This window comes from Periweissella fabaria (assembly GCF_918814575.1).
GTDB lineage: Bacteria > Bacillota > Bacilli > Lactobacillales > Lactobacillaceae > Periweissella > Periweissella fabaria.
The window spans coordinates 158,323-178,683 of record NZ_CAKKNS010000004.1; the positions used below are offsets into that span (position 1 = coordinate 158,323).

At 38.7% G+C, this 20,361-nt stretch carries 18 protein-coding genes and 1 pseudogene; 3 read left to right on the forward strand and 16 right to left on the reverse strand.

All coding sequences use genetic code 11. The features are described from left to right. Window positions 1-135: 135 nt before the first annotated feature. The 7 genes from LQZ75_RS05750 to LQZ75_RS05780 form a co-directional block, all read right to left on the reverse strand. Complete coding sequence (locus LQZ75_RS05750; protein ID WP_230096882.1) at window positions 136-1,701, reverse strand: bifunctional metallophosphatase/5'-nucleotidase; 1,566 nt, start codon at window positions 1,699-1,701, stop codon at window positions 136-138. A 30-nt stretch (window positions 1,702-1,731) separates the two neighbouring features. Continuing rightward, window positions 1,732-2,523, reverse strand: a complete 792-nt coding sequence (phnE, locus tag LQZ75_RS05755; RefSeq protein WP_230096883.1) for a phosphonate ABC transporter, permease protein PhnE — start codon at window positions 2,521-2,523, stop codon at window positions 1,732-1,734. Beyond that, on the reverse strand, window positions 2,523-3,311 hold the full coding sequence (phnE, locus tag LQZ75_RS05760) for a phosphonate ABC transporter, permease protein PhnE (protein WP_230096884.1): 789 nt from the start codon (window positions 3,309-3,311) through the stop codon (window positions 2,523-2,525). Before phnE (LQZ75_RS05760) ends, phnE (LQZ75_RS05755) begins: the two co-directional genes overlap by 1 nt. 1 nt (window position 3,312) lies before the next feature. Continuing rightward, a complete protein-coding gene (gene phnC / locus LQZ75_RS05765) occupies window positions 3,313-4,089 on the reverse strand; it encodes a phosphonate ABC transporter ATP-binding protein (protein WP_230096885.1) in 777 nt (258 codons plus the stop codon). A gap of 158 nt (window positions 4,090-4,247) precedes the next feature. Beyond that, window positions 4,248-5,171 carry a phosphate/phosphite/phosphonate ABC transporter substrate-binding protein gene (locus LQZ75_RS05770; RefSeq protein ID WP_230096886.1) on the reverse strand — a complete coding sequence of 308 codons (924 nt, stop codon included), beginning with the start codon at window positions 5,169-5,171 and terminating at the stop codon, window positions 4,248-4,250. A 400-nt stretch (window positions 5,172-5,571) separates the two neighbouring features. Continuing rightward, a complete protein-coding gene (locus LQZ75_RS05775; protein WP_230096887.1) occupies window positions 5,572-5,850 on the reverse strand; it encodes a DUF7671 family protein in 279 nt (92 codons plus the stop codon). Between the two features lie 11 nt (window positions 5,851-5,861). Beyond that, window positions 5,862-6,869 carry an NAD(P)/FAD-dependent oxidoreductase gene (locus LQZ75_RS05780; RefSeq protein WP_230096888.1) on the reverse strand — a complete coding sequence of 336 codons (1,008 nt, stop codon included), beginning with the start codon at window positions 6,867-6,869 and terminating at the stop codon, window positions 5,862-5,864. 243 nt (window positions 6,870-7,112) lie between these two features. On the opposite strand from LQZ75_RS05780, the gene LQZ75_RS05785 reads away from it, so the two are divergent. Then, window positions 7,113-8,069 carry a nucleoside hydrolase gene (locus LQZ75_RS05785; protein ID WP_230096889.1) on the forward strand — a complete coding sequence of 319 codons (957 nt, stop codon included), beginning with the start codon at window positions 7,113-7,115 and terminating at the stop codon, window positions 8,067-8,069. 65 nt (window positions 8,070-8,134) lie between these two features. Here LQZ75_RS05785 and LQZ75_RS05790 read toward each other — a convergent pair whose 3' ends face one another. Then, entirely contained in the window at window positions 8,135-8,848 is a 714-nt protein-coding gene (locus tag LQZ75_RS05790) for a hypothetical protein (protein ID WP_230096890.1), read from the reverse strand. Window positions 8,849-9,059: 211 nt separating this feature from the next. Between LQZ75_RS05790 and LQZ75_RS05795 the strand changes: the two genes are divergently transcribed. Further along, window positions 9,060-9,974: a methyl-accepting chemotaxis protein gene (locus tag LQZ75_RS05795; protein WP_230096891.1), complete on the forward strand. Its 915-nt coding sequence runs from the start codon at window positions 9,060-9,062 to the stop codon at window positions 9,972-9,974. Window positions 9,975-10,143: 169 nt separating this feature from the next. On the opposite strand, the gene LQZ75_RS05800 is transcribed toward LQZ75_RS05795, so the two are convergent. After that, entirely contained in the window at window positions 10,144-12,207 is a 2,064-nt protein-coding gene (locus tag LQZ75_RS05800; RefSeq protein WP_230096892.1) for a methyl-accepting chemotaxis protein, read from the reverse strand. 169 nt (window positions 12,208-12,376) lie between these two features. Between LQZ75_RS05800 and LQZ75_RS05805 the strand changes: the two genes are divergently transcribed. Beyond that, complete coding sequence (locus LQZ75_RS05805) at window positions 12,377-13,204, forward strand: sunset domain-containing protein (protein ID WP_230096893.1); 828 nt, start codon at window positions 12,377-12,379, stop codon at window positions 13,202-13,204. A gap of 79 nt (window positions 13,205-13,283) precedes the next feature. Here LQZ75_RS05805 and LQZ75_RS05810 read toward each other — a convergent pair whose 3' ends face one another. The 7 genes and pseudogenes from LQZ75_RS05810 to LQZ75_RS05845 all read right to left on the reverse strand — a co-directional run bounded on the left by LQZ75_RS05810 (window position 13,284) and on the right by LQZ75_RS05845 (window position 20,207). After that, entirely contained in the window at window positions 13,284-13,877 is a 594-nt protein-coding gene (locus LQZ75_RS05810; RefSeq protein ID WP_230096894.1) for a hypothetical protein, read from the reverse strand. A gap of 167 nt (window positions 13,878-14,044) precedes the next feature. After that, entirely contained in the window at window positions 14,045-14,764 is a 720-nt protein-coding gene (locus LQZ75_RS05815) for a metal ABC transporter ATP-binding protein (protein ID WP_230096895.1), read from the reverse strand. Continuing rightward, window positions 14,757-15,248 carry a MarR family winged helix-turn-helix transcriptional regulator gene (locus tag LQZ75_RS05820; RefSeq protein WP_230096896.1) on the reverse strand — a complete coding sequence of 164 codons (492 nt, stop codon included), beginning with the start codon at window positions 15,246-15,248 and terminating at the stop codon, window positions 14,757-14,759. Before LQZ75_RS05820 ends, LQZ75_RS05815 begins: the two co-directional genes overlap by 8 nt. A gap of 155 nt (window positions 15,249-15,403) precedes the next feature. Next, window positions 15,404-15,787, reverse strand: a complete 384-nt coding sequence (locus tag LQZ75_RS05825; protein ID WP_230096897.1) for a DUF1093 domain-containing protein — start codon at window positions 15,785-15,787, stop codon at window positions 15,404-15,406. 286 nt (window positions 15,788-16,073) lie between these two features. Then, window positions 16,074-17,906: an AAA family ATPase gene (locus LQZ75_RS05830; protein ID WP_230096898.1), complete on the reverse strand. Its 1,833-nt coding sequence runs from the start codon at window positions 17,904-17,906 to the stop codon at window positions 16,074-16,076. A 24-nt stretch (window positions 17,907-17,930) separates the two neighbouring features. Beyond that, window positions 17,931-18,755, reverse strand: a complete 825-nt coding sequence (locus tag LQZ75_RS05835) for a hypothetical protein (protein WP_230096899.1) — start codon at window positions 18,753-18,755, stop codon at window positions 17,931-17,933. Window positions 18,756-18,853: 98 nt separating this feature from the next. Then, window positions 18,854-20,207: pseudogene (locus LQZ75_RS05845) on the reverse strand (dihydrolipoyl dehydrogenase family protein). Window positions 20,208-20,361: the final 154 nt, after the last annotated feature.

The following is a 20,361-nucleotide window of genomic DNA, read 5'->3' on the forward strand; positions in this document are numbered from 1 at the left end:
TATTCTGATACGGCTCTTAAACGTGCTTCAAGTTGCAAGCACCTAAGCATATACGCAAGACCACTAATTGATGAGCACGCTCATCAATCGTGGCTTGCTAGTATGCTACAGTGCTGACCGCAACTTGGCGCACTCTTACATCTTCATAAAGCTATAACCGCTCGTCCGCAAATTATTCGGTACCTTTGCTTCCACCTCATCATGAGTTGCAAAGTAGTCCGCAATTAAATCGGTAATATCAGCCGGATTTTCTGTGACGATCTTAGATGCATCAAACATCATGTAATCACCACCCGACACCGCGCGATATTGATTAACTGCGACCACTAATTCATCATCATCAGCTACATCCACACCATGATAGCGTAAGGACTCCAAGCGTTGGCCAACTGGTTTACTCAAATCAAAGCTATAATCAATCCCGCTCCAATAATCGTAATTATAATGTTCAACTTTAGGTGTTAAAAATTTTGGACTAACTTGTAGTTCACCATCAATAACCGTAAAATATGACGCATTCCGTTCTAAAGCGGCCTTCATATCAGCACCACTAATTTTTTCAGCAGCAACTGTATTCGGGAAGATATAACTCGTCACAATATCACGCATCGTCACTTCTGGACTAAAACCAGGAACATCATCATTGAATAACGCGGTGCCGGCAATATCCGTACCAACGGCTTCCATTTGGACTTTGTTAATGAACGCCAAGTACGCACTTCCATGCGCCCGTTCACTCAACGGATTCTTAACTAACATATCACCCTTAACATGCCCAATTGGTGAATCTAACCAATCTTCAAGTTTGGCCGTCAATGGGACTGCTAAATTAGCAATGCCTTCATCAACTTTGAAACCACGCGTACTAATTAATTGAGCAGCTTGTTTGGTAATCTGTAAGTCATCATCGAGTTCCAATGTGATTGCTCCAACTTGATCACCTCGATAACCTGGTTGAGTCACCGGGGTTCCTTTAACAATCTGAGCAATTGAGCGGTGTTGGTGGCCTGAAATCAAGGCATCAATTCCATCAACTTCCTTTAGCAAACGATAACCAGCGTTTTCACCAGTCTGCATGCCATCAGGCACACCTGTTTTTAAATCAGCCTCAAAGCCACCATGGTATGCAACGACAACAACGTCAGCTTCTTGCCGTAAAATCGGTACATAGCGCTTGGCTGTTTCAACGATATCTTCAAATTTAAGACCCTCAATATTACCAGGTTTTTCCCAGTGCGGAATATAGTCGGTTGTTAAGCCCAAAATTCCTACTTTGACACCGTTGTGTTCCAAAATTGTGTATGGCTTACCAATAAATGGTTGGTCATCATCAGCTAAAATATTGGCATTTAAGACATTACTATTAGCTGGAATGGCATCTTTAATATATTGGATACCATAGTTAAATTCGTGATTTCCAAGCACCCGCACATCATAGCCGGTCTGCTTAGCAACTTGGTCATAAATTGTCGCTGCTGAACGATCAAATTTTGCAATGTAATTAGTTAATGGTGAACCTTGAATAAAGTCCCCATTTTCGACCATAATCACAAAATCATCGGCAGCTGCATGCGTTTTAATATCAGCCATAACAGTTGCTGCTCGGGCTAACCCAAAGTCAGTCACTGTGTCGCGACTAGCAAAGTTGGTTGGCATAAAATAACCGTGCACATCACTGGTTGATAATAAGATAATTTTCATGGATTTCCCCTTCTTATTCCAAGGTAATTTTTAAACGAGTTTTTTTCGAAGATATCCTGAAATGAAGTCAATCACCGTAACCATGACGATAATTCCAAGTAAAATGATGGCAACTCGTGGCCACCAACGGGTCCCAATGGCAAAAATCAATGGTGCCCCGATTCCCCCAGCCCCAACTAAACCAAGAATGGAAGCTGACCGGACCGCAATTTCAAACCGGTACAATGTTAATGAGATAAATTCAGGGATAACCGCTGGAATAGTTGCATGAATTAACACATCAAATTGGGTTCCTCCAGCAGCAATAATCGCTTCCGCTGGGCGGCGATCGATTTCTTCAACTGCTTCGGCAAATAATTTACCAAGCATCCCGATTGAGTGAAATGATACCGCTAAGACCCCAGCAAATGGTCCTGGGCCAACTGCTTTAATGAACATAATTGCCATTACGATTTCAGGGAAAGTCCGCACAATGGTTAGGAATAATTTCCCTGAACTTGAACCAAGGTGTGTGCCACCTTTTTTCGTCCGAGCAGCCCAAAAGGCAAATGGAATACTTAAGAGGGCTGAAGCAATTGTTCCGGCAAAGGCAATCGCTAATGTTTGTAGTAACAAGCTAATTAAATCTTCGCCATCCCCGGTATATACATAACTGAAGTCTGGGTGGAATAAGCCATGTAAAATTGATTTAGTAACTTCACCAGCTACCGCTTGAATTCCAGTTACTGGAATCCCTGAAAAGGCCCAGACATAAATGATTACAAAAATAAGCGCCCAAATCCAGGCCTCGTATTTTTGCCAAAATGTTTTCTTAATTGTCATTATTGTAAACGCTCCCGTAATTGGTTACTTAAGGTATCAACAACGACCACTACGATGAATGTTCCAATAACAACAATCGCGGTCCGGTCGTAACGGAATTGGCCCAGTGACCGTTGGAGTAATTCCCCAATCCCACCGGCACCAAGATATCCAAGAATCGTTGATGCCCGTACGTTGATTTCAAAAGTGTACAAGAAGTAACTCAAGAAGTGATTATAAACTTGTGGTAACACTGCAAACCAGACAACTTGGGTCTTAGTAGCCCCAGCTGCTGTTAACGCTTCAATCGGTCCCATGTCGATAGTTTCAATTGCTTCATAGAATAATTTTGAAATCATCCCAAAACTAAAGATGGCTAATGTAAGCACCCCCGCCATTGGGCCAATTCCGACAACCGCAACGAAAACGGCGGCTAACATCAAATCAGGCAATGTGCGCACTAAGTTTAAAATAAACCGAATCGTTCCTCGTATAACTGTGTTAGTCACAATGTTTCGGGCTGCTAAAACGGCAAATGGCACGGCGATAATTGAACCTACTAATGTCCCAATTAACGCCATTTGAATCGTTTGAATAATTGGTTTAATCGTGAATGGTACATATGACCAATCCGGTTTTAACATTTCATAAAAGATTTGCATAAATTGGTTAAAGCCGGTTAAGAATGCTCCGACATCAACCCCTGTCATCGCACAAGAAGCAATGAATAAGGCCAACACAATCGCAGTCCAAACAAGCGCCTTAATATGCCACTTTTGGGCAAAAGATTTTTTGGGAATGGTGTTCATCTTAGGCCTCCTTTACTTCTTGGTTTTTACCATCGTAAATTTCATCGAAGTCCCCATCTTGAACATCACCAATTTGTTTATCATAAACTAACTTACCTGCGCGTAAACCAACAACCCGTGATGCATATTGCTTAGCTAAGCTGACACTGTGTAAGTTAACAACGACTGTAATTCCGAGCTCTTCATTTAACTTTTTCAAGTCATCCATTACCATGACAGTTGTCCGTGGATCAAGTGAAGCAATTGGTTCATCGGCTAACATAATCTTAGGTTCTTGCATCAAGGCCCGGGCAATAGCGACCCGTTGTTGTTGTCCCCCAGATAATTCATCAGCCCGTGAATATAATTTCTCACCTAAATTCACTCGTTGTAAATTAGCTGCTGCTTGTTGCTTATCTGCGGCTGAAAATAAGCCAAAAATTGTTTTCCAAGTTGGGTAGTAACCAACACGCCCGTTAAGAATGTTCTTTTCAACGGTTGAACGCTTAACCAAATTAAAGTTTTGGAAAATCATCGCAATATTACGACGGACTTCACGTAACTGCTTTCCTTTAGCTGTCACAATTGATTGGCCATCAATCAAAATCTCACCACTTGAAACATCATGTAGGCGGTTAGCGGCACGTAATAACGTACTCTTTCCGGCCCCTGATAACCCAACAATCACCACAAATTCACCTTTGTTGATTGTTAAATTGATATTATCAAGTCCTACTGTTCCGTTAGGATAAACTTTATTGACGTCATTAAATTCAATAATTGGTGTACCTTCTTGCATGCTTGCATCTCCGTTCTTCGCTTAACTTCAGCTCTAGGCAGTTATATAGTAAGTTCTCGGCACCACAGCCTTTTAGTGCCATCAAGTACATGCTTCATGGCACTAAAAGGCCGGATAAAGGTTAATTTCAACCTCTATCGCGGCCTTTTAGAAATTGCTTAGTTTAATTTGTTAGCTTCTGATTCGTATTTACGGACGATATCGAAGTTAGAATCCTTAGATGGTGTAACTCCATTCCATGAGTACACATCCTTCATGATTTGAGCACCTTGCTTAGTCTTAGTGATGGCTTCCATGGCGTCAGTAATCTTCTTTTGCCACTTAGCATCAATACCTGAACGAAGCGCGATTGTATCATTAGGAATTGGTGTTGTTTGGTACAATACTTGCGTATCGTTAAAGATTGAAGGAACATCTTTTTTAACCAAGTTACGAGCATCGTTGAAGACAAAGGCTGCATCAGCATTCTTGTTTTCAACGGCAAGGACACCTTGGTCGTGACCCTTAACAGTAACGGTTGTGTAATCTGAAGGTTTGATTCCCTTGTGGTCTAATTCAACCATTGGGAAGATGTAACCAGCATCTGAAGTTACGTCTTGAACGGCAATCTTCTTACCCTTCAAGTCTTTGATGCTCTTAATACCACTGTCTTTACGAACAATGATGTCTGATGCGTAGCTGTTTACCAAGTCAGTAGTTGGTAAACCAGTGTTGTTTTTTTGCACTCCAAAACGTTGTGATTGCAAGATTACGTTAACACCGTACTTTTTGTGAGCAATAGTATATGGTGCAGGTGGCAAGAAGCCCATGTCAACTTTCTTAGATCCCATGGCTTCAACAATTGTGTTGTAGTCAGTTGAAACAGAAACGTTAACTGGAATTCCTAATTCTTTACTCAACAACTTACCAAGTGGCTTTGCCTTTGCTTGGATTGTGTCAGCGTTAGAAGATGGAACAAATTGAACAGTTAATGACTTTAAGTCACCGCTCTTAGTTGTATCAGAAGTCTTACCACACGCAGCAAGGGTAAACAATGCTGCTACACCCATTACGAGTGCCAAACCGCGTTTAAAATTACGCATCAGTTTTCTCCTTTAAAGAAAAATTAGAAAGTTAAGATATTGAACAACTTTAGAATAATATAGGATTCAATTTTCTGCAATAATTTTATAAAAACTGGATAGCAAAATCCGAACGTTACAATATTTTTTAGTGAAATCGGCCCGATTTAAACGATAAAAACCAAAATAAATAGGCTTTGTCAAGATTGGTCAACGTTTTTTGCCGTTTTACAGTATCTTTACATTGATACCAAAACGATACATTTCGTTCGGTTTTTGGCATCATTTTCTTATAGTCTCATTATCTTTGTTAACAATAAAATTATCCGATATATTTATGCCGCAAAAAAACGTCAAAGATGGCTCAACTTCGACGTTTTCGGTTTATTCAATTAACAGTATCCCATAATATTTGCTGTCGCTAATCGCCACTTGTTACACTCTCATTAGTGAATCTTTGCAACGCTACGACATCATGACGATCCTTAAATGCTAATGGCTCAGCTTGCACAATCGCAATCGGGATATTCTTCTCCGTTAAGAAAATTTGCCCTGGTGCGGTGAACTTTCCTTTGGTATGTTTACCAATTCGCCAATAACTTGGATTAACCCCCGCCCGGACCACATACTTACCATTGGTATCTTGGTCGACTGGGACTCCTAAATACTTTTCAACAAAATACTTATCACTTTTACCCATGTTATTTTCTCCTATTTTGTAATTTGGCCATTTTCAATATGCAACGAACTTGAATGAATTGGTCCACGCTTAGTTGGATCTAAAAAGCGGACAGCAGCATTAACTGCTAATGGCGCCTCACCAAAACCGGTACTCAATAACTCCGTGCGGCCAGGATATGTGGCGGCATCCCCAATTACAAAAAGCCCCGCAATATCCGTCTGTAACGTTTGATCCACGCTAATTCCTTGTGGCGTCTGGGTTGGTTGGACTTGCCATTGCTGCATGGTGGTGTTTTCTGAAATAAAGCCATAACTAACTAAGACTTCATCAACTTCGATAACTTTAATCGTATCCCCCATCACTTCATGCATCGTTACTGCTAAACTCCCGTCAGCGGTGGCCGTGATATTTTCAATCAAAAATGGCGTCTCTAACTTAACATCACTTGCTAGTAATTGATTGACGCTATGTTCCAACGCCCGAAAACTTGGCCGGCGATGCATCAAGTGTACTGCCGACGCATGGTCTAATAAATAGAGTGCGGAATCAATGGCTGAATCACCACCCCCTGCTACTAAAACGCGCTTCCCAGTAAATTGTTTGCCATCTCCGACAAAATAATGCACATGTTGCTCCACATTAACATCCGTAGTTGGCAACGGTAATGTGCGCGGCGTAAAGTTACCACCACCAGTTGCAATAATTACTGCTCCTGATTGAAATTCACCGGCAGTCGTACTAACTTGGAAATGGCCATCATCGGTCAATTGGACATCTGCCACCGTCGTTGCTGTCACAATTTCAGGGGCTAACTGTTCGGCTTGCTCGGTTAATTGTTGAACTAACTTTGCCCCGGTAACATGTGGAAAACCAGCCACATCTAAAATCTGTTTTTGGGGATATAACGTGCTAACCTGACCGCCAACGGTTGCCAAACTTTCAACAACGCGCACATTTAAATCCCGTAACCGCGCATAGTAGGCTGCAAAAAGGCCCACCGGACCACCGCCAATAATCGTCACATCAACATCTTGCATCTCATTTCCTCCGTTCAAATCCTTATGCTCCCTATTTTACGCTATTTTGGTTATCGGCAGCTACTTGTTCAATAATTTTTCTTATCTTGTTGAATTTTTTTACATATAATTAAATTATTTTAATTCTGTGTCATTCGGATTTTCCGCATCATACTAATTGATAATTACCTTTTTGTTCGGTATCATTAAGATAATAACTTGATATATATGCAACTTGCATAACATTTGAAACGGAGATTACACATGGCACAAAAGAAAATGATTTTGGATTTAGATACTGGGATTGATGATGCATTGGCTTTAGCATATGCCATTGCTGATCCAGCCGTTGACTTGATCGGAATTATCAGTTCTTATGGTAACTGTTTAGTAGAAACTTCTGGTGAAAATTCATTGAAGTTACTCGAATTGCTTGGTCAGACTGATGTGCCAGTCTTCTTAGGGGAAGGTCACTCAAGTACGACTGATAGCTTTGAAGTTATGGAAATTTCACAACTTATCCACGGTAAAAATGGGATTGGGGAAGTTGAATTACCAGTTGCTAAGCGCCCCATCGAAAGCCAATCTGGGGTTGATTTCTTAATTGAAGCCGCTCACAAGTACAACGACGACTTGATTTTGATTCCAACTGGTCCGATGACTAACTTAGATGCTGCCATTGCTAAGGACCCCGAAGTTGCTAACTTGATTGGTAACATCACTTTCATGGGTGGGGCTTTGACCGTGCCTGGTAACGTAACTCCATTTACTGAAGCTAACATCCACCAAGACCCTGAAGCTGCTGACCGCGTTTTCCGTTCACCAGCCCAAATGACAATGGTTGGTTTGGATGTTACGTTACGGACATTGCTTACTAAAAAAGAAACTCAACAATGGCGTGACCTTGGCACTGAAGCTGGCCGGGTCTTTGCTGATATTGTTGATTTCTATATTGATGCTTACTACAACTTAGACATCGATAAAAATGGTTGTGCCCTTCATGATCCATTAGCTGTTGGGGTGTCAATCAACCCTTCATTTGTCAACACGATTGACTTGAACATGCAAGTAACTTACGATGACGTTGATTACGGTCGTACAATCGGTGACAAAGCGCGCTTGAATGATCCAACTACGAATATGAAAGCCGCCGTGGGTGTCGATGCAGATGCTTACTTGGTTTACTTCATGGAATTATTAAACGGCCTCTTTGCCAAATAATTGCTATATTATTAAAAAGAACCGCTCGCAGCCATTGCGAGCGGTTCTTTTTTAATTAAGCTAGGTTAGTAAACTGTTTTCCCTGAAACAAGTTCTTTTTTTACCTTACTTGGCATATGCTTTTGATCTTCAAGCAAGACGTTATTGAAGATACCTGGCAATGTATCATCTTTTTGTTTAATAAATCGTTTATTAAACCAGTACGCCGTTAAGTCACTATTCAAGAAGACTTTAGGGTCATCCGGCACCTTACTCATTTTACGAACTTGTTTTGCCGAAGCATACAAGACAAAAAGTGGTTGCATCTTTTTATGAACTTTGACATATGATACCAACAAAATTCCATCTTTTTTTGCCATGGGGTTCTCACGCATTCTAAAAATTGCCTTTTGTGCATTACGTAAGACCTTTGTTTGCGCCCCTTCATTTCCATTCAATTGATGACTTACACCAGTCTTCTTGTGTGGTTGCATCAAGAGTACCAAATACTGTTCAAATCCAAATTTGTTAGTAACTTGCAATTTTTTCAAATCATGCGCTTCTTTTTTAGCATGTTTAATAGCCAATTTTTCTAAGCGTTGTTGGTTAGCTTGGTATTGTTGTCCGCGAATATAGCTAACACTTGTTCCACTAATAACTATAACAACCATCGTTGCAAGCATGTATTTCCATTTATTATTTGGTTGTTTCTTAGCTGCTCCACGAAGCCACATAATCATAAATATCAGACCGGCAAGCATACTGATAACATATATCGTAACAATGATTTTTAATATCATTTAATTATCCTTACATTTTATATTTTAGAAACAGTGTATCAAAAAACAAATGATAAGTGAACACCAGCAACCTTTTCTTAACGGTAAAATGGCCTTTATTCCTAGTTATTTGACCTTTGATTAGCAAAAATAAATAGCCGTCCCTTAAATTAACCATCCCTTTAACCGATTACTTGTATATATCCCACTAAATCTAAAGGACGTTGTTATTATGGAAAATTCGGACTTAATTCACTATTCACTGCAAGAAGTTGTTAATCACGCCATTCCCGTCGCCATTTTTAATCCTAAGCGTCAACTGATTCATGCCAATGAAGTTTTTGCTGAAAGCTTGGGCTATACAGTTGCTGAACTTTTAGGTGCCAACCACGCCGATTTGTGCTTTTCGGTGTACACGCAACACCCCCAGTACGAAATTTTCTGGGAGACTATTTTGAATGGCGAACCATTCCAAGAACAGATTTTACGTAAATCAAAAACCGGTAAGCAGGTGTTTTTTGAAGCAATTTACCTCCCGGTTAAAGATAATGCAGGTACGGTTATCTCAATTGTTAAAGTAGCCTTTAATACCACTGAACGAGCGGTTGAACTTGGTGGCATTCTTAAAAATATTAAAGCCTTCACCCAAGATGTTGATGATATTGCCAATTGTGGGGTTACGCGTGTCAATCAAACAATTACTAGCATCAGCGAGATGGAAGAATTCACCGCTAAAAATAAAGAAACGAGTACCACACTGCTCCATGAAACTGAGCAAGCTAACGATATTATTACCGTAATTCAAGACGTTGCCCACCAAACGCGGATGTTAGCCGTGAACTCAGCGATTGAAGCCGCCCGCTTGAATGAACATGGTGGTAGCTTTACGGTTATCTCCAAAGAAATTCGGAAACTTTCTAATCAAGTCCGTGAAGAAGCCGTTAATATTCAAGAACGAATTAGTAAAATCGAAGATCAAGTTAAACTACTAGCTAACGAATCTACCCAAATTAACGAAATGACTAATAACTCCGCTGAAATGTTACACGTCAATTTAGCTGCCTATGAAGAGCTTAAAGCTGGGGCTAAAAAAGTTAATGAGATTTACTTCAAAATTGGGCATTTGTTTGAAGATCAGGGTAAATAAATCGTGACCTAAAGACCATTAGCTAAAAAAAAGGACTGAATTTTGATAAATTCGGTCCTTTTTTATATTTTATGCTAGCAAATTATTACTAAAACAGCGGTACGGTTCAGATATGCCATTTTGATTTGTTTCACATGAAACTTTAACTTATTGTACCCCAGGCTTGGAGTTATTCAGTCAATTCGAATTTTTGTAACATTTTTTGGAGATATTGCGCTGAGCCATCTAATATCTGGACACTATTCGTAAATTCATCCATCATGGCCGATACTTCCTCAGCATTGGCCGATACTTCTTGTGTTCCAGCGGCACTCTTTTCAGCTGCCGTCGAGATTACTTCTAAACTACGTAAAACTGTCGTTTGAACCGTAGCAACTTCATCAGCTATGGTAACTAATGCCGTAATTTCTCCTCGTAACGCTTCATTGTTAGTAAAAACTGCTTGCGTAGCCGTCAACGATTCGGTCAATAACTTCGTTTGTGCTTGGCCCCCAACAACTGACTCGTCCGTTTTAGTCACCATTAATTGCGCATCGCCTTGAATACGCGTCACAATCCTTTGGATACTCTTAGTTGATGCTTTACTTTGCTCTGCTAACTTGCGGATTTCAGCAGCCACAACCGCAAAGCCCTTACCCGCTTCACCAGCACTGGCAGCTTCAATTGACGCATTTAATGCTAATAAGTTCGTTTGTTGTGAGATATCATTAATAACTTTAATCACAGTACTAATTTCTTGCACATTGGTAGCCATTGTTGTCATGCTGGTCTTTAATGCCGCCAACTGTTCCATTTGAGTTGTCCAATTTTTTTGGACTGTCGTTGTCACTTCAACATTAGACTGATTTAATCGTGCTGACTCGTCAGCTTTATTTAACATCGTATTAACGTTATTTTGCATTTGCGCTAAAACATGCGATAACCCTTGGACCGTTGCCATCCCCTGCTCCGTTTCAGTTACCTGATTAGCAGCACCTTGGGCAATTTCAGTCACAGTTATAGCAACCTCGTCTGTCGCGACATTAGTTTGCTTAGCTAGTTCACCCATATCAGTCGCCGCCGAAGCGACCTTGGTACTTTCCACCTGGACGTCTGTAATCAGCTCACTCACGGAGGTTAGCATTTCATTATAGTGCTTTGATAAACGATTAAATTCATGACCATTCGCATCTGGTTTAATTATCCGATTTATCAACTTCGGATTATTAGTGTCCGTCATAATTGGCACTAATTTACCACAACTACCTTGGGCAAAACTATCAGTATACCGTTGTAATATTTCATGAATTAACTTTACATACCAGCTTGCTAAAATTATTATAAATACGCCGACAATCGCCATTAGAGCCAGTGATATTCCTAATAATAATCTTTGTTCTAATGCAATTTCTTGCGTCGATACTTGTTCAATGACCCAAACTTTACTACCTAAATCACCTTTATCAAAGTACACTTTATGGCCGGCCACCTTCAAGTCACCTTGACGTTGATTAGAACTTGCAATCCGCTTAAATAAGACACTATTCTCGATACTTTTTCCCACCGGATACGTCAAACTTTTAGTCTTCCCGTCTGAAGCAATAACGAGGCCTTTATTGGATACAATTGTTGAGGTACCTGTCCGACCAACTTCTAAGTCTTTGACGGTATCTTGCACATTGTCAAACGGCAGATCAATTTCGAGCACCCCCACTTCACCACTAGCGGTTGTAATTTGCAGGGACGCTGATATAACTGTTTGCCCTGTTGAAATATCAATATAGATTGGTGAAACATAGACGCTCCCATTAGCTGTAATTGCCCCGGTAAACCAATCGCGTTTCCGAGGATCAAACCCTTCCGGAATACTCTCTGTTGCAACTAGCTTACCATCACTTTTTGCAAAGGCAATATTAGATAAGTAGGCATTACCACTATCCATCACCATATTAATTTCCGTTTGAATCGTTGCCAAATCAAAAGTCGATTTAGTCAAAGAATTTAGTTTAGCCAATTTATTAACTTGTTCGGTCGCTTTCGCATTGGCATTTTCATTTGCCGTATTAACAACTTTGGCGGCACTCCGTTCAATATTTTCAACCCGCTGATTAACCAAATTCGTGGTTATCAAAAATGATGCTATTACCATTAAAACTACTGGTACCACTGAAATCATAAGCATACCAATCATTAAATACTTGCCAATACTTTGGTGCTTGTTACTAGCGTTCATTTGTTTTCTACGTTGTTTCATCCGCACTACTCCCTTAATATGGTATCTCATCATTTAATCGGTAAATTATTACCATATTAAAGGCCTTTGCAAACGATCTTTTAAAGTATAATTTTATTTTTTCTTATATTTACTTAATTTTATGTTATATTATGTACTAGCTTATTTTTTTATATCAAAGGGGACATTCATGTTCGAATTTTTCAAGGCCCATCGTAAATGGTCACTATTCATCATTACTTTCATTATTTTTTTACTATTTACTAGCTCAGCCCTTAGCGCATTACGCACGTGGTTAGTTATTATTGCTCTTATCATTGGATTAATCCACTTTATTTTACTCAAACGTGGTCAGACAAATCCAACTACCCACCAAAAACTCAAGCATAGCTTAATTGCAATCTTAATTATTATGACTTCTTCAACCGTCACCTCACTAGGTAAAGAAATTGCCAATCAACCGGATACGCCCGTCCAACAAGCGGCAAAAAAAAAGACTACAAAAGTCGTTGGCGCCCATGACCATACAGCAGCGACTAGTACCGCTAGCTCGACCAATGTGGTATCCAGTGTGACTAGCCAATCTAGTACAAGTAGCAGTTCAAGTGCAGACCAGACTGCTAGCCCAGTTGCCACAAGTAATAGTTCAAGCGCCGACCAGACTGCTAGCCCAGTTGCCACAAGTAGTAGTTCAAGTGCTGCTAGCTCAAGTACCCCGGATCCAATAGTACCTTCACCAACAGAAACTACTAATCCAGCTAGTTCAACAACCCCACCGCCGGTTGCAGATAATCCAACAATCTCAGTAGCGCCCACGCCCTCTACCGCTACTGACAGCCCTACTCAAGATACTAACGAATCGGTGGCCACAAATAGTGGTGGTATTATCGGGGATGTTAATTCCCATATTTATCACCTCCCTAGCCAAAAACAATATCATATTAAAGCTGAAAATGTGATTCACTTTACCACAGAAGCTGAAGCACAAGCAGCTGGTTATCGGCGTTCCAAACGTTAATAAAGTACGTAGTAAATCTAAAAATGACCCGCAATGAATTTTAAAATTCATTGCGGGTCATTTTGTCGATAAACCTTATTTAGTTAACTTCTAATCTGTACAAGTCTGTGCTCGTTTTTTCTAAATGAATCGGTGTTGTCATGGCTTTTTTACCAAACCGGACCATGTAAAATTCATGTGTATCCTCATCAGCTTCAGCTTGATAAATATATATGCGAATTTTACTAGCAATATCGGCCACCGCTTTAACATCAAAGCGCTTAATTAGTTCAGCTGTTGCCAACTTAATTGTGATGTCATCCAAATTTTTAATTTTAAAATTAATGTATTTATGTTCCGCCAATTGCTTTGTTGAGATGACATAATACGTGCGGACTTTCCATCCATTGGCATCATCAGCACCATAGTCTTTACTTACCTTCGTTAAGGTGGCTACCTTGTTAGTTGGGGTGTCATCATTAAGATGCACGTCATCTGTTTGATCAATTTCATCGGCACTCGCGATATCTTCATCCAAATTTAATTCCAAGCCTGTTTTGACCGTTTGGTAGGTTTTAGCAATTTTTTTAGTAATAAAATTACTGCGCATAAGTAGGCTGCCGAAAAGAAATAATACAATTGGTGATAACGCACCTGTAATTATTGGGATAACCCATGTATCCATCCAATTCATGTATCTACTCCTAAAACTTTTTATATCATTTAACTATGTTCAATTATATTTAAAAAGTTTATCCATCGCAACCGCCGAATTTTTTACCAATATGAAAACAAGAAATTGCCACCAGTCAGATGCCATCGAGAAATTTTTATTTATGTCAGCACCCTTGGCTTCGCTCGCTACATTACTTCACTATTAACTTCCCCAGTTAGGTCCGCCATCTTCAACTTCGTCAAGTCGAGGTCTTTGATTTTACCATTAACCGCTTGGCCGTTTTGGATTAATAAATAGTCAGTGGCATATTTTTGCGCCAATGGAAGGTCGTGGGTCACAAATATGACTGTCACATCATGATCACGTTGGTATTCTGTAACAAGGTCGAGTAATTCATACTTCACCACATTATCCAAACTAGCGGTTGATTCGTCCAAAATCAACAAGTCAGGTTGTTCGACCAATGCTTGAGCAAGGTACGCCTTTTGTTTTTCACCACCTGATGCCGTACCTAAACGGGCATCGAGGCGTTTAGTCAATTCAGTTTCAGCAATAATATGCTCTAACTTCGCTTTTTCCCGCTTGGTTAACCATGGTAATTTACTTTCAGTTAATCCTAACGCCACGAAGTTTTTAATACTTAATGGGTATTCCGCCGTTAAATTACGAAACTGTGGGACGTATCCAATCTTAATGTCCTTGCGGTCAGGTGAAAGGGTCACACCCCCACTTGCTGGTTTCAAGTGACCGAGCACGACACGTAAAAACGTCGTCTTACCGGCCCCATTATCACCAACAATACTCAAAAAACTCCCACGCGGAACTTCAATATTCAAGTCACGAAAGACCACTTTGTCAGGGAATTCAACACTTAAATTATGCGCTGTAATAATATTTTCAGTCATGCTGCTGTCCTTTTCGTTGCTGTGGCGCATTGGTTTCCCATGCGCGGGTCGCTAATTCATTGATAAATTGTTGGATCAAATGTAGTTCCGCCCCCGTGTACTTGTCACAGACGGCGGCTAACTGATTAATGGTCGTTTCATGGCGTTGCCGATGCTCATTGGCAACTGTCTGGCCACTTGCTGTTAACTGGTATTCCATCACGCGCCCATCATGTTGAGCGGGTGTGGCGGTTAAATAACCTTGCTTAAGTAATTCTTTGACCGCCTTAGTAATTGCTGGGCGGGTCAGCTCCATTAAGTTAGCTAACTGATTATTGGCTAGCGGGGTTGCACTATCAAGAAGCAACATCAGAATGTGGGCCTGGGTATCACTAACTGCTAATTGCCCATCATCATTGAGTAGCTCACTCCGACTAGCATACTGGCGCACAAATTCATTCAAAGTGGTGGTAAGACCGACAATCTCGTTACGTGGAATTGGCATCACATTCTCCTTACTAGAAATAATTAACCAGTTAACTATATCGAAGTTAACTCTCAATGTCAAGTTACCGTGTTCGTCCTTAACGATTCTTCAATGATTTATTTAATAGTACAAAAAATTCGCAGAACCTTAAACTGGCCTGCGAATTTCTGGCATTATTTAGCTAACTTATCTTGGACATTCGTTGGGACATCCGTTTTATTAATCTCATTTGGTCCTTTAGTAACCCGCTTTTGACTAATATCAGCTTTGATGTATGCCCCTGGCGTAAATGGTTTCACATCTGCGCCTTCAAGTGCGAAGTGCATTGTTTGATGTGTGCCATCTTCCTTCACGAAATCGAAGTTATAATCATACGTAATTGAATTTGGCACAATTTTGTCATTCGCATCCCGTGTTTGTTCTTTTTTCGGTACTTGACTTGGCACTACCGCATAAGCAGGTGCTTCTTTATAAGTTTCATTATAGTACTTCATCCCATAAAAGCCCCCCACTGCCAAAATGGCGGCCAATAAGATAAGCCCAATTGCTTTTTTCATAATAATCCCCCTTTTTACTAACAGCGATATGTTGCACCTTAAGGATACCATATCGCAACTGGGGATTCTAATATGGGCGATTAAAAGACCGCCTTTTCAAATGCAAACAATTCCCAAATTTTAATTACACGAACGTCAAAATTTTTAGCTACAAATGAAATTTTAGGCTCATGTTTAGAATTACTACGTAAATCTAGCCCTACCATTTCTATGTAAATTTAATATACGGTGATTATATCTTATCAGTTAACTTGATATCTATATTTACACAAATTATTGTTAGAATTTACGACCGAACTTCGGTAATGAATTCATACCTTTTTTGTCTATTTAAAAATGCAGTTTTTCCACCTTCCAATACTAAACAAATTTTTTCTTGTGTTTCACTATCCTCAATTGTTCCTTGTGTATAAATAAATTCATACTCACCGTTACTCCGTATTTTCTGTTCGGCTATAGTTATTGATTCACTATCACCTGCTACTACGACATTAGGATTATGAGTAACAATAAAAAGTTGTCTTCTTATTTTTTGATTTCTTATAAATCTAACAAGTTCATTATAAATTGCTTTATTATCTAATTCATCCTCAGGTTGATCAATCAATAATGGAGAATTGTCTTCAGATATTGTAAGCTGCATTAATAACAAAACAAATGATTTTTTACCTTCTGACATTTGATTAAAAAATTGATTATTGTATTTAACCGAATAGCTCTCAGTTATAAAATCTAAAGATGCCAATTTATTTAAAACGTCATATAAAGTTTTGCCGCTTCTAAGAGCTGAACTAATATCTTTAGTTAAACAGTTGCGAACAAATGTAACCAAGTCTTCAATTTTTAAATCATCATCTGCATTAATTTTATCCTCACTAAATTTACTTAAAATCAAATCAGGCAACAATGATCTAAACACATTTGTACTTGTTTTAAAGCTATCTCTACATAAATCAATTAACGGTTCAATTTTCAAATCAGAAATATATTTTACGACAAGTTCATCTTCGTTATATATCACTACTTGTTTTTTTAAATCTTGCACGTTAAATAGGTTAATTATTTCATCAATACGAGATTTCTTTTCAATTTTTTCGTTGTCAAATGCTTTTAAAATTTTTTCAAGATGGTCATATAATTTTTCTTGATTTTCTAACATCGTTTGTTTATCACGAATTTCAGGAAAATTCTGTTGCACTTTAAAATATTCAACGTAATCGTTATCAGAGTGAATATCCGAAATCTTTTTAATATTTTCAGTTTCTAATACTTCCAATTTTTCCTTTTTTTCATTTGCAACTTCTGAAATATGAGCATTTATATTAGCTACATACGCATTAATCTCCTCCACAATGTCTTGAATATAAATATTGTTAATCCCATTAATGTTTGAGGAAATTGATACAACATCAGAATTTATAATTACGTCTAAAGTTTGTTTCCCTAATTCAATATTTTTTTGAACATTATGTGTATTTTGTTCCTCAGATAATAAATTAGTAACTTTATCTTTATCTAATTTACTTACATTTTCTTGTGCTTTATTTATTTCATTTTCTAGCTGATTAATATTTTCTTGGATTACGGAAATGTTCTGATTCTCACTTAATTCACTCTTAAAGCCTATTATTTTTTTATCAAGTAATTGAATATCCCTTATTTTATTGAGAAGTTCATTCTGAATATCTTGTTTCTTATTCTCTATACTTACTAATAAATTCTTCAAATCTGTTTTTGAAATAAAATTCTGGTTTATAAATTTATTAAAATCATTTTTATTTCTAGCTATTTTTTGTAATCCATCTTGAAAAATAAATTTAATATTCGAATTTCCATCAGCAATGTTACCATAAGCAAAAGTTACAATGGATCCTTCACTTAAATCCTTTACCAATTGATCATATTCTTTATTATCAGTTTTGAATTCCTCAACACTTCTACATAAATTTGCAATTATAGATAATAATATTGATTTTCCACTCGATCTTCCCCCAATAATAGTATTTAAATACTCTGAAAAATAAAGTGTTTGTTTTTTAAATTCCTCATTATTGAGCTCAATCGATTTTATAACCTGCGAATTCATTTTATTACTAGGTTTTTCTTCCTGTATCTTCACACGCAATTCTGGTTCAAATATAATTTACTTTAATCCGTTAAATGTTTTATCTGCTTTTATCCACGTTCTACTTCTATTTGAAAAGTTTTCTAAATCATCCAATCTATGCGCATCAGAACCTGTAACTACAGAAAAAATTTTCCCGTAACTATTATCTTTCTTACGTAGATATTCAATATCTTCTTGCGCTTTATTTGTCCTAGCTTGCAACAACGAAACATATCGTTTAGCAAAATTAATTCCGTTTTGTGATCCGTTACCACTCTCGAGTACAATACCATCTTGTGTATTTGGTAACATTATTAAACATTTATCTGAAAAATTTTTTCCGAACACATTTTCTAATGCCTTAATCACGTCTTTTGTTGAAATAAGATATTTTATTTCTTGATTAATAAATATCTTATCTCTATCTTCTTTAAAGTTTATTTCCTTATCATCAATATCAGTTACCGTTAATTTCCGTAAAAATTTATCTAAATATTCTCGATCAATATTTGGATCAAAAATTATATGCAAATTAACAAAACTGCTATCCCCGCTTCCTTTAGCTCTCTTTTTAGAAGTAATATCATTTACACGTAATTCCATATTAGGCATTAGTACGATATCATCTCTTAATCCCCATTTTTTCCTATTCTCCTTTAATTTAAAGTAATTATTTACTGAAAAATAATCAGTAATTCCTAAAACATCTGCATTATACCCATTTATCTCTTTACAATAGCGCTTCCATACATCTTCTTTATTTTCACGATGTCCATTTTCATCTTGAAAGTTATCATTTAATTCTGTCTCTGGTGTATGAATATGTAAATCCCAATTGTACCAATCTGAAAAATTTCCCATTGTATCACCTTTTGTTATTTTTATACTACTATAACCAAAATTAAACAAAAAGTCTCTACGGATTTTAAATCATTCCGTAGAGACTTTATTTTTCAGGATTATGCCAAAAACTTAGCAATCAATGGTAAGACAATCCCACTATGCGTTGGGAACGCATAAATCGTATTAGCAAGTTTAGCCGCTGAATACTTATCATTAATGACCGGTACCAGTGCATTAACCACTTCCGGAGCAAAGTCACCAATTAAGGCTGCCCCCACTAATTGACGTTGTTCATTGACCACAATTTTCAATGCGGCGTGGACATCATTTTGGGCTTGGAAGCGCATCATTTTGGGCTTGGAAGCGCATCATTTTACCATATGGAATTTTATATACTTTGCAATTTTGCAATTCAGCTTCTTGAGGAAGTAAACCAATTTGGGCCACTCGTGGTAACGTGAAGGCCACCGTTGGGACTGCAGGATATGCGATCGGTTGGTCATTCCCAAGTAAGACACTCGCCACATAATTCGATTCAAAGGTTGCTGTGGGTGTTAGACGGGCAATTGGCTTATCAATAACATCCCCACTAGCATAAATATTAGCAATGTTAGTTTGGAGGAATTCATTAACCAACACCCCTTGACGATTGTAATCAACGCCAATTGTATCCAAACCTAAGCCGTCAATGTTTGCTACCCGACCAGTTGAATCCATCACATAATCAGCCGTAATACGTTGCCCATTTGCTGTATTCACGACAAATTGGTCGCTAGCTTGACTAACACTTGCAACCGCATTACTGAAGACAAACTCAATCCCACGGTCCTGCATTTCACGAACGACGCGTTGGCCATATTCAGCATCAAAACCATTCAAGGCCGTCGCTCCATATTCTACCAGCGTTACATGACTGCCAGCCGCTTGGGCAATCGCCGCAAATTCCATGGCAATGTAACCCGCTCCAATGAAGACAATTGATTTGGGCATATCTGGTAAATCCAAAAAATCAGTGCTATCATGCGTAAATTCCTGGCCGGGAATTGGTAATTTAGCGGGCTTTTGACCCGTCGCAATCACAAATTTATCAGCTTGGTATTGTGTCCCATCAACGTTAATGGTGTGAGGATCGACAAAACTAGCATGGCCGGCGATAATTTCAATTCCATCAACCGCTAACATTTTGGCCAAGCCATCTGACAATGGATCAATCACTTGGTGCTTGTAATTCATCAATGCTGGCCAGACAATTGCCGGCGTGTCTTCAATCCCAATTCCGTGATAATGTTGCAAATGATGGATAATTTCAGCCGGTCCATCAAGTAAAATTTTGGCGTTACAACCAAAATTGGTGCACGTTCCAGCAACTTTGTTTGCTTCAACTAGGGCAACTTTTTGACCAGCTTTCGCCAGTATTTGGGCACCATGCCACGCTGCATGGCCACTACCGATAAAAATTACATCATACATTCAAGTTTTCCTCTTTCGTTTTTGTGTGGGGGGCTAAACGTGCAATCAGGCGCAAGTCCCTAGGCATATACGCAACACCCTACTGACTCATAGACCGAGTCATTGATTGTTACTAGTATGCTACGGTACTTGGACGCGCCTTATTTCACTCTTT

What these genes read in the sequence shown, in the direction of transcription:
- LQZ75_RS05750 (WP_230096882.1), bottom strand. Translation starts at nt 1,701, where the DNA reads ATGAAAATTATCTTATTATCAACCAGTGATGTGCACGGTTATTTTATG.
- phnE (WP_230096883.1), bottom strand. Translation starts at nt 2,523, where the DNA reads ATGACAATTAAGAAAACATTTTGGCAAAAATACGAGGCCTGGATTTGG.
- phnE (WP_230096884.1), bottom strand. Translation starts at nt 3,311, where the DNA reads ATGAACACCATTCCCAAAAAATCTTTTGCCCAAAAGTGGCATATTAAG.
- phnC (WP_230096885.1), bottom strand. Translation starts at nt 4,089, where the DNA reads ATGCAAGAAGGTACACCAATTATTGAATTTAATGACGTCAATAAAGTT.
- LQZ75_RS05770 (WP_230096886.1), bottom strand. Translation starts at nt 5,171, where the DNA reads ATGCGTAATTTTAAACGCGGTTTGGCACTCGTAATGGGTGTAGCAGCA.
- LQZ75_RS05775 (WP_230096887.1), bottom strand. Translation starts at nt 5,850, where the DNA reads ATGGGTAAAAGTGATAAGTATTTTGTTGAAAAGTATTTAGGAGTCCCA.
- LQZ75_RS05780 (WP_230096888.1), bottom strand. Translation starts at nt 6,869, where the DNA reads ATGCAAGATGTTGATGTGACGATTATTGGCGGTGGTCCGGTGGGCCTT.
- LQZ75_RS05785 (WP_230096889.1), top strand. Translation starts at nt 7,113, where the DNA reads ATGGCACAAAAGAAAATGATTTTGGATTTAGATACTGGGATTGATGAT.
- LQZ75_RS05790 (WP_230096890.1), bottom strand. Translation starts at nt 8,848, where the DNA reads ATGATATTAAAAATCATTGTTACGATATATGTTATCAGTATGCTTGCC.
- LQZ75_RS05795 (WP_230096891.1), top strand. Translation starts at nt 9,060, where the DNA reads ATGGAAAATTCGGACTTAATTCACTATTCACTGCAAGAAGTTGTTAAT.
- LQZ75_RS05800 (WP_230096892.1), bottom strand. Translation starts at nt 12,207, where the DNA reads ATGAAACAACGTAGAAAACAAATGAACGCTAGTAACAAGCACCAAAGT.
- LQZ75_RS05805 (WP_230096893.1), top strand. Translation starts at nt 12,377, where the DNA reads ATGTTCGAATTTTTCAAGGCCCATCGTAAATGGTCACTATTCATCATT.
- LQZ75_RS05810 (WP_230096894.1), bottom strand. Translation starts at nt 13,877, where the DNA reads ATGAATTGGATGGATACATGGGTTATCCCAATAATTACAGGTGCGTTA.
- LQZ75_RS05815 (WP_230096895.1), bottom strand. Translation starts at nt 14,764, where the DNA reads ATGACTGAAAATATTATTACAGCGCATAATTTAAGTGTTGAATTCCCT.
- LQZ75_RS05820 (WP_230096896.1), bottom strand. Translation starts at nt 15,248, where the DNA reads ATGCCAATTCCACGTAACGAGATTGTCGGTCTTACCACCACTTTGAAT.
- LQZ75_RS05825 (WP_230096897.1), bottom strand. Translation starts at nt 15,787, where the DNA reads ATGAAAAAAGCAATTGGGCTTATCTTATTGGCCGCCATTTTGGCAGTG.
- LQZ75_RS05835 (WP_230096899.1), bottom strand. Translation starts at nt 18,755, where the DNA reads ATGGGAAATTTTTCAGATTGGTACAATTGGGATTTACATATTCATACA.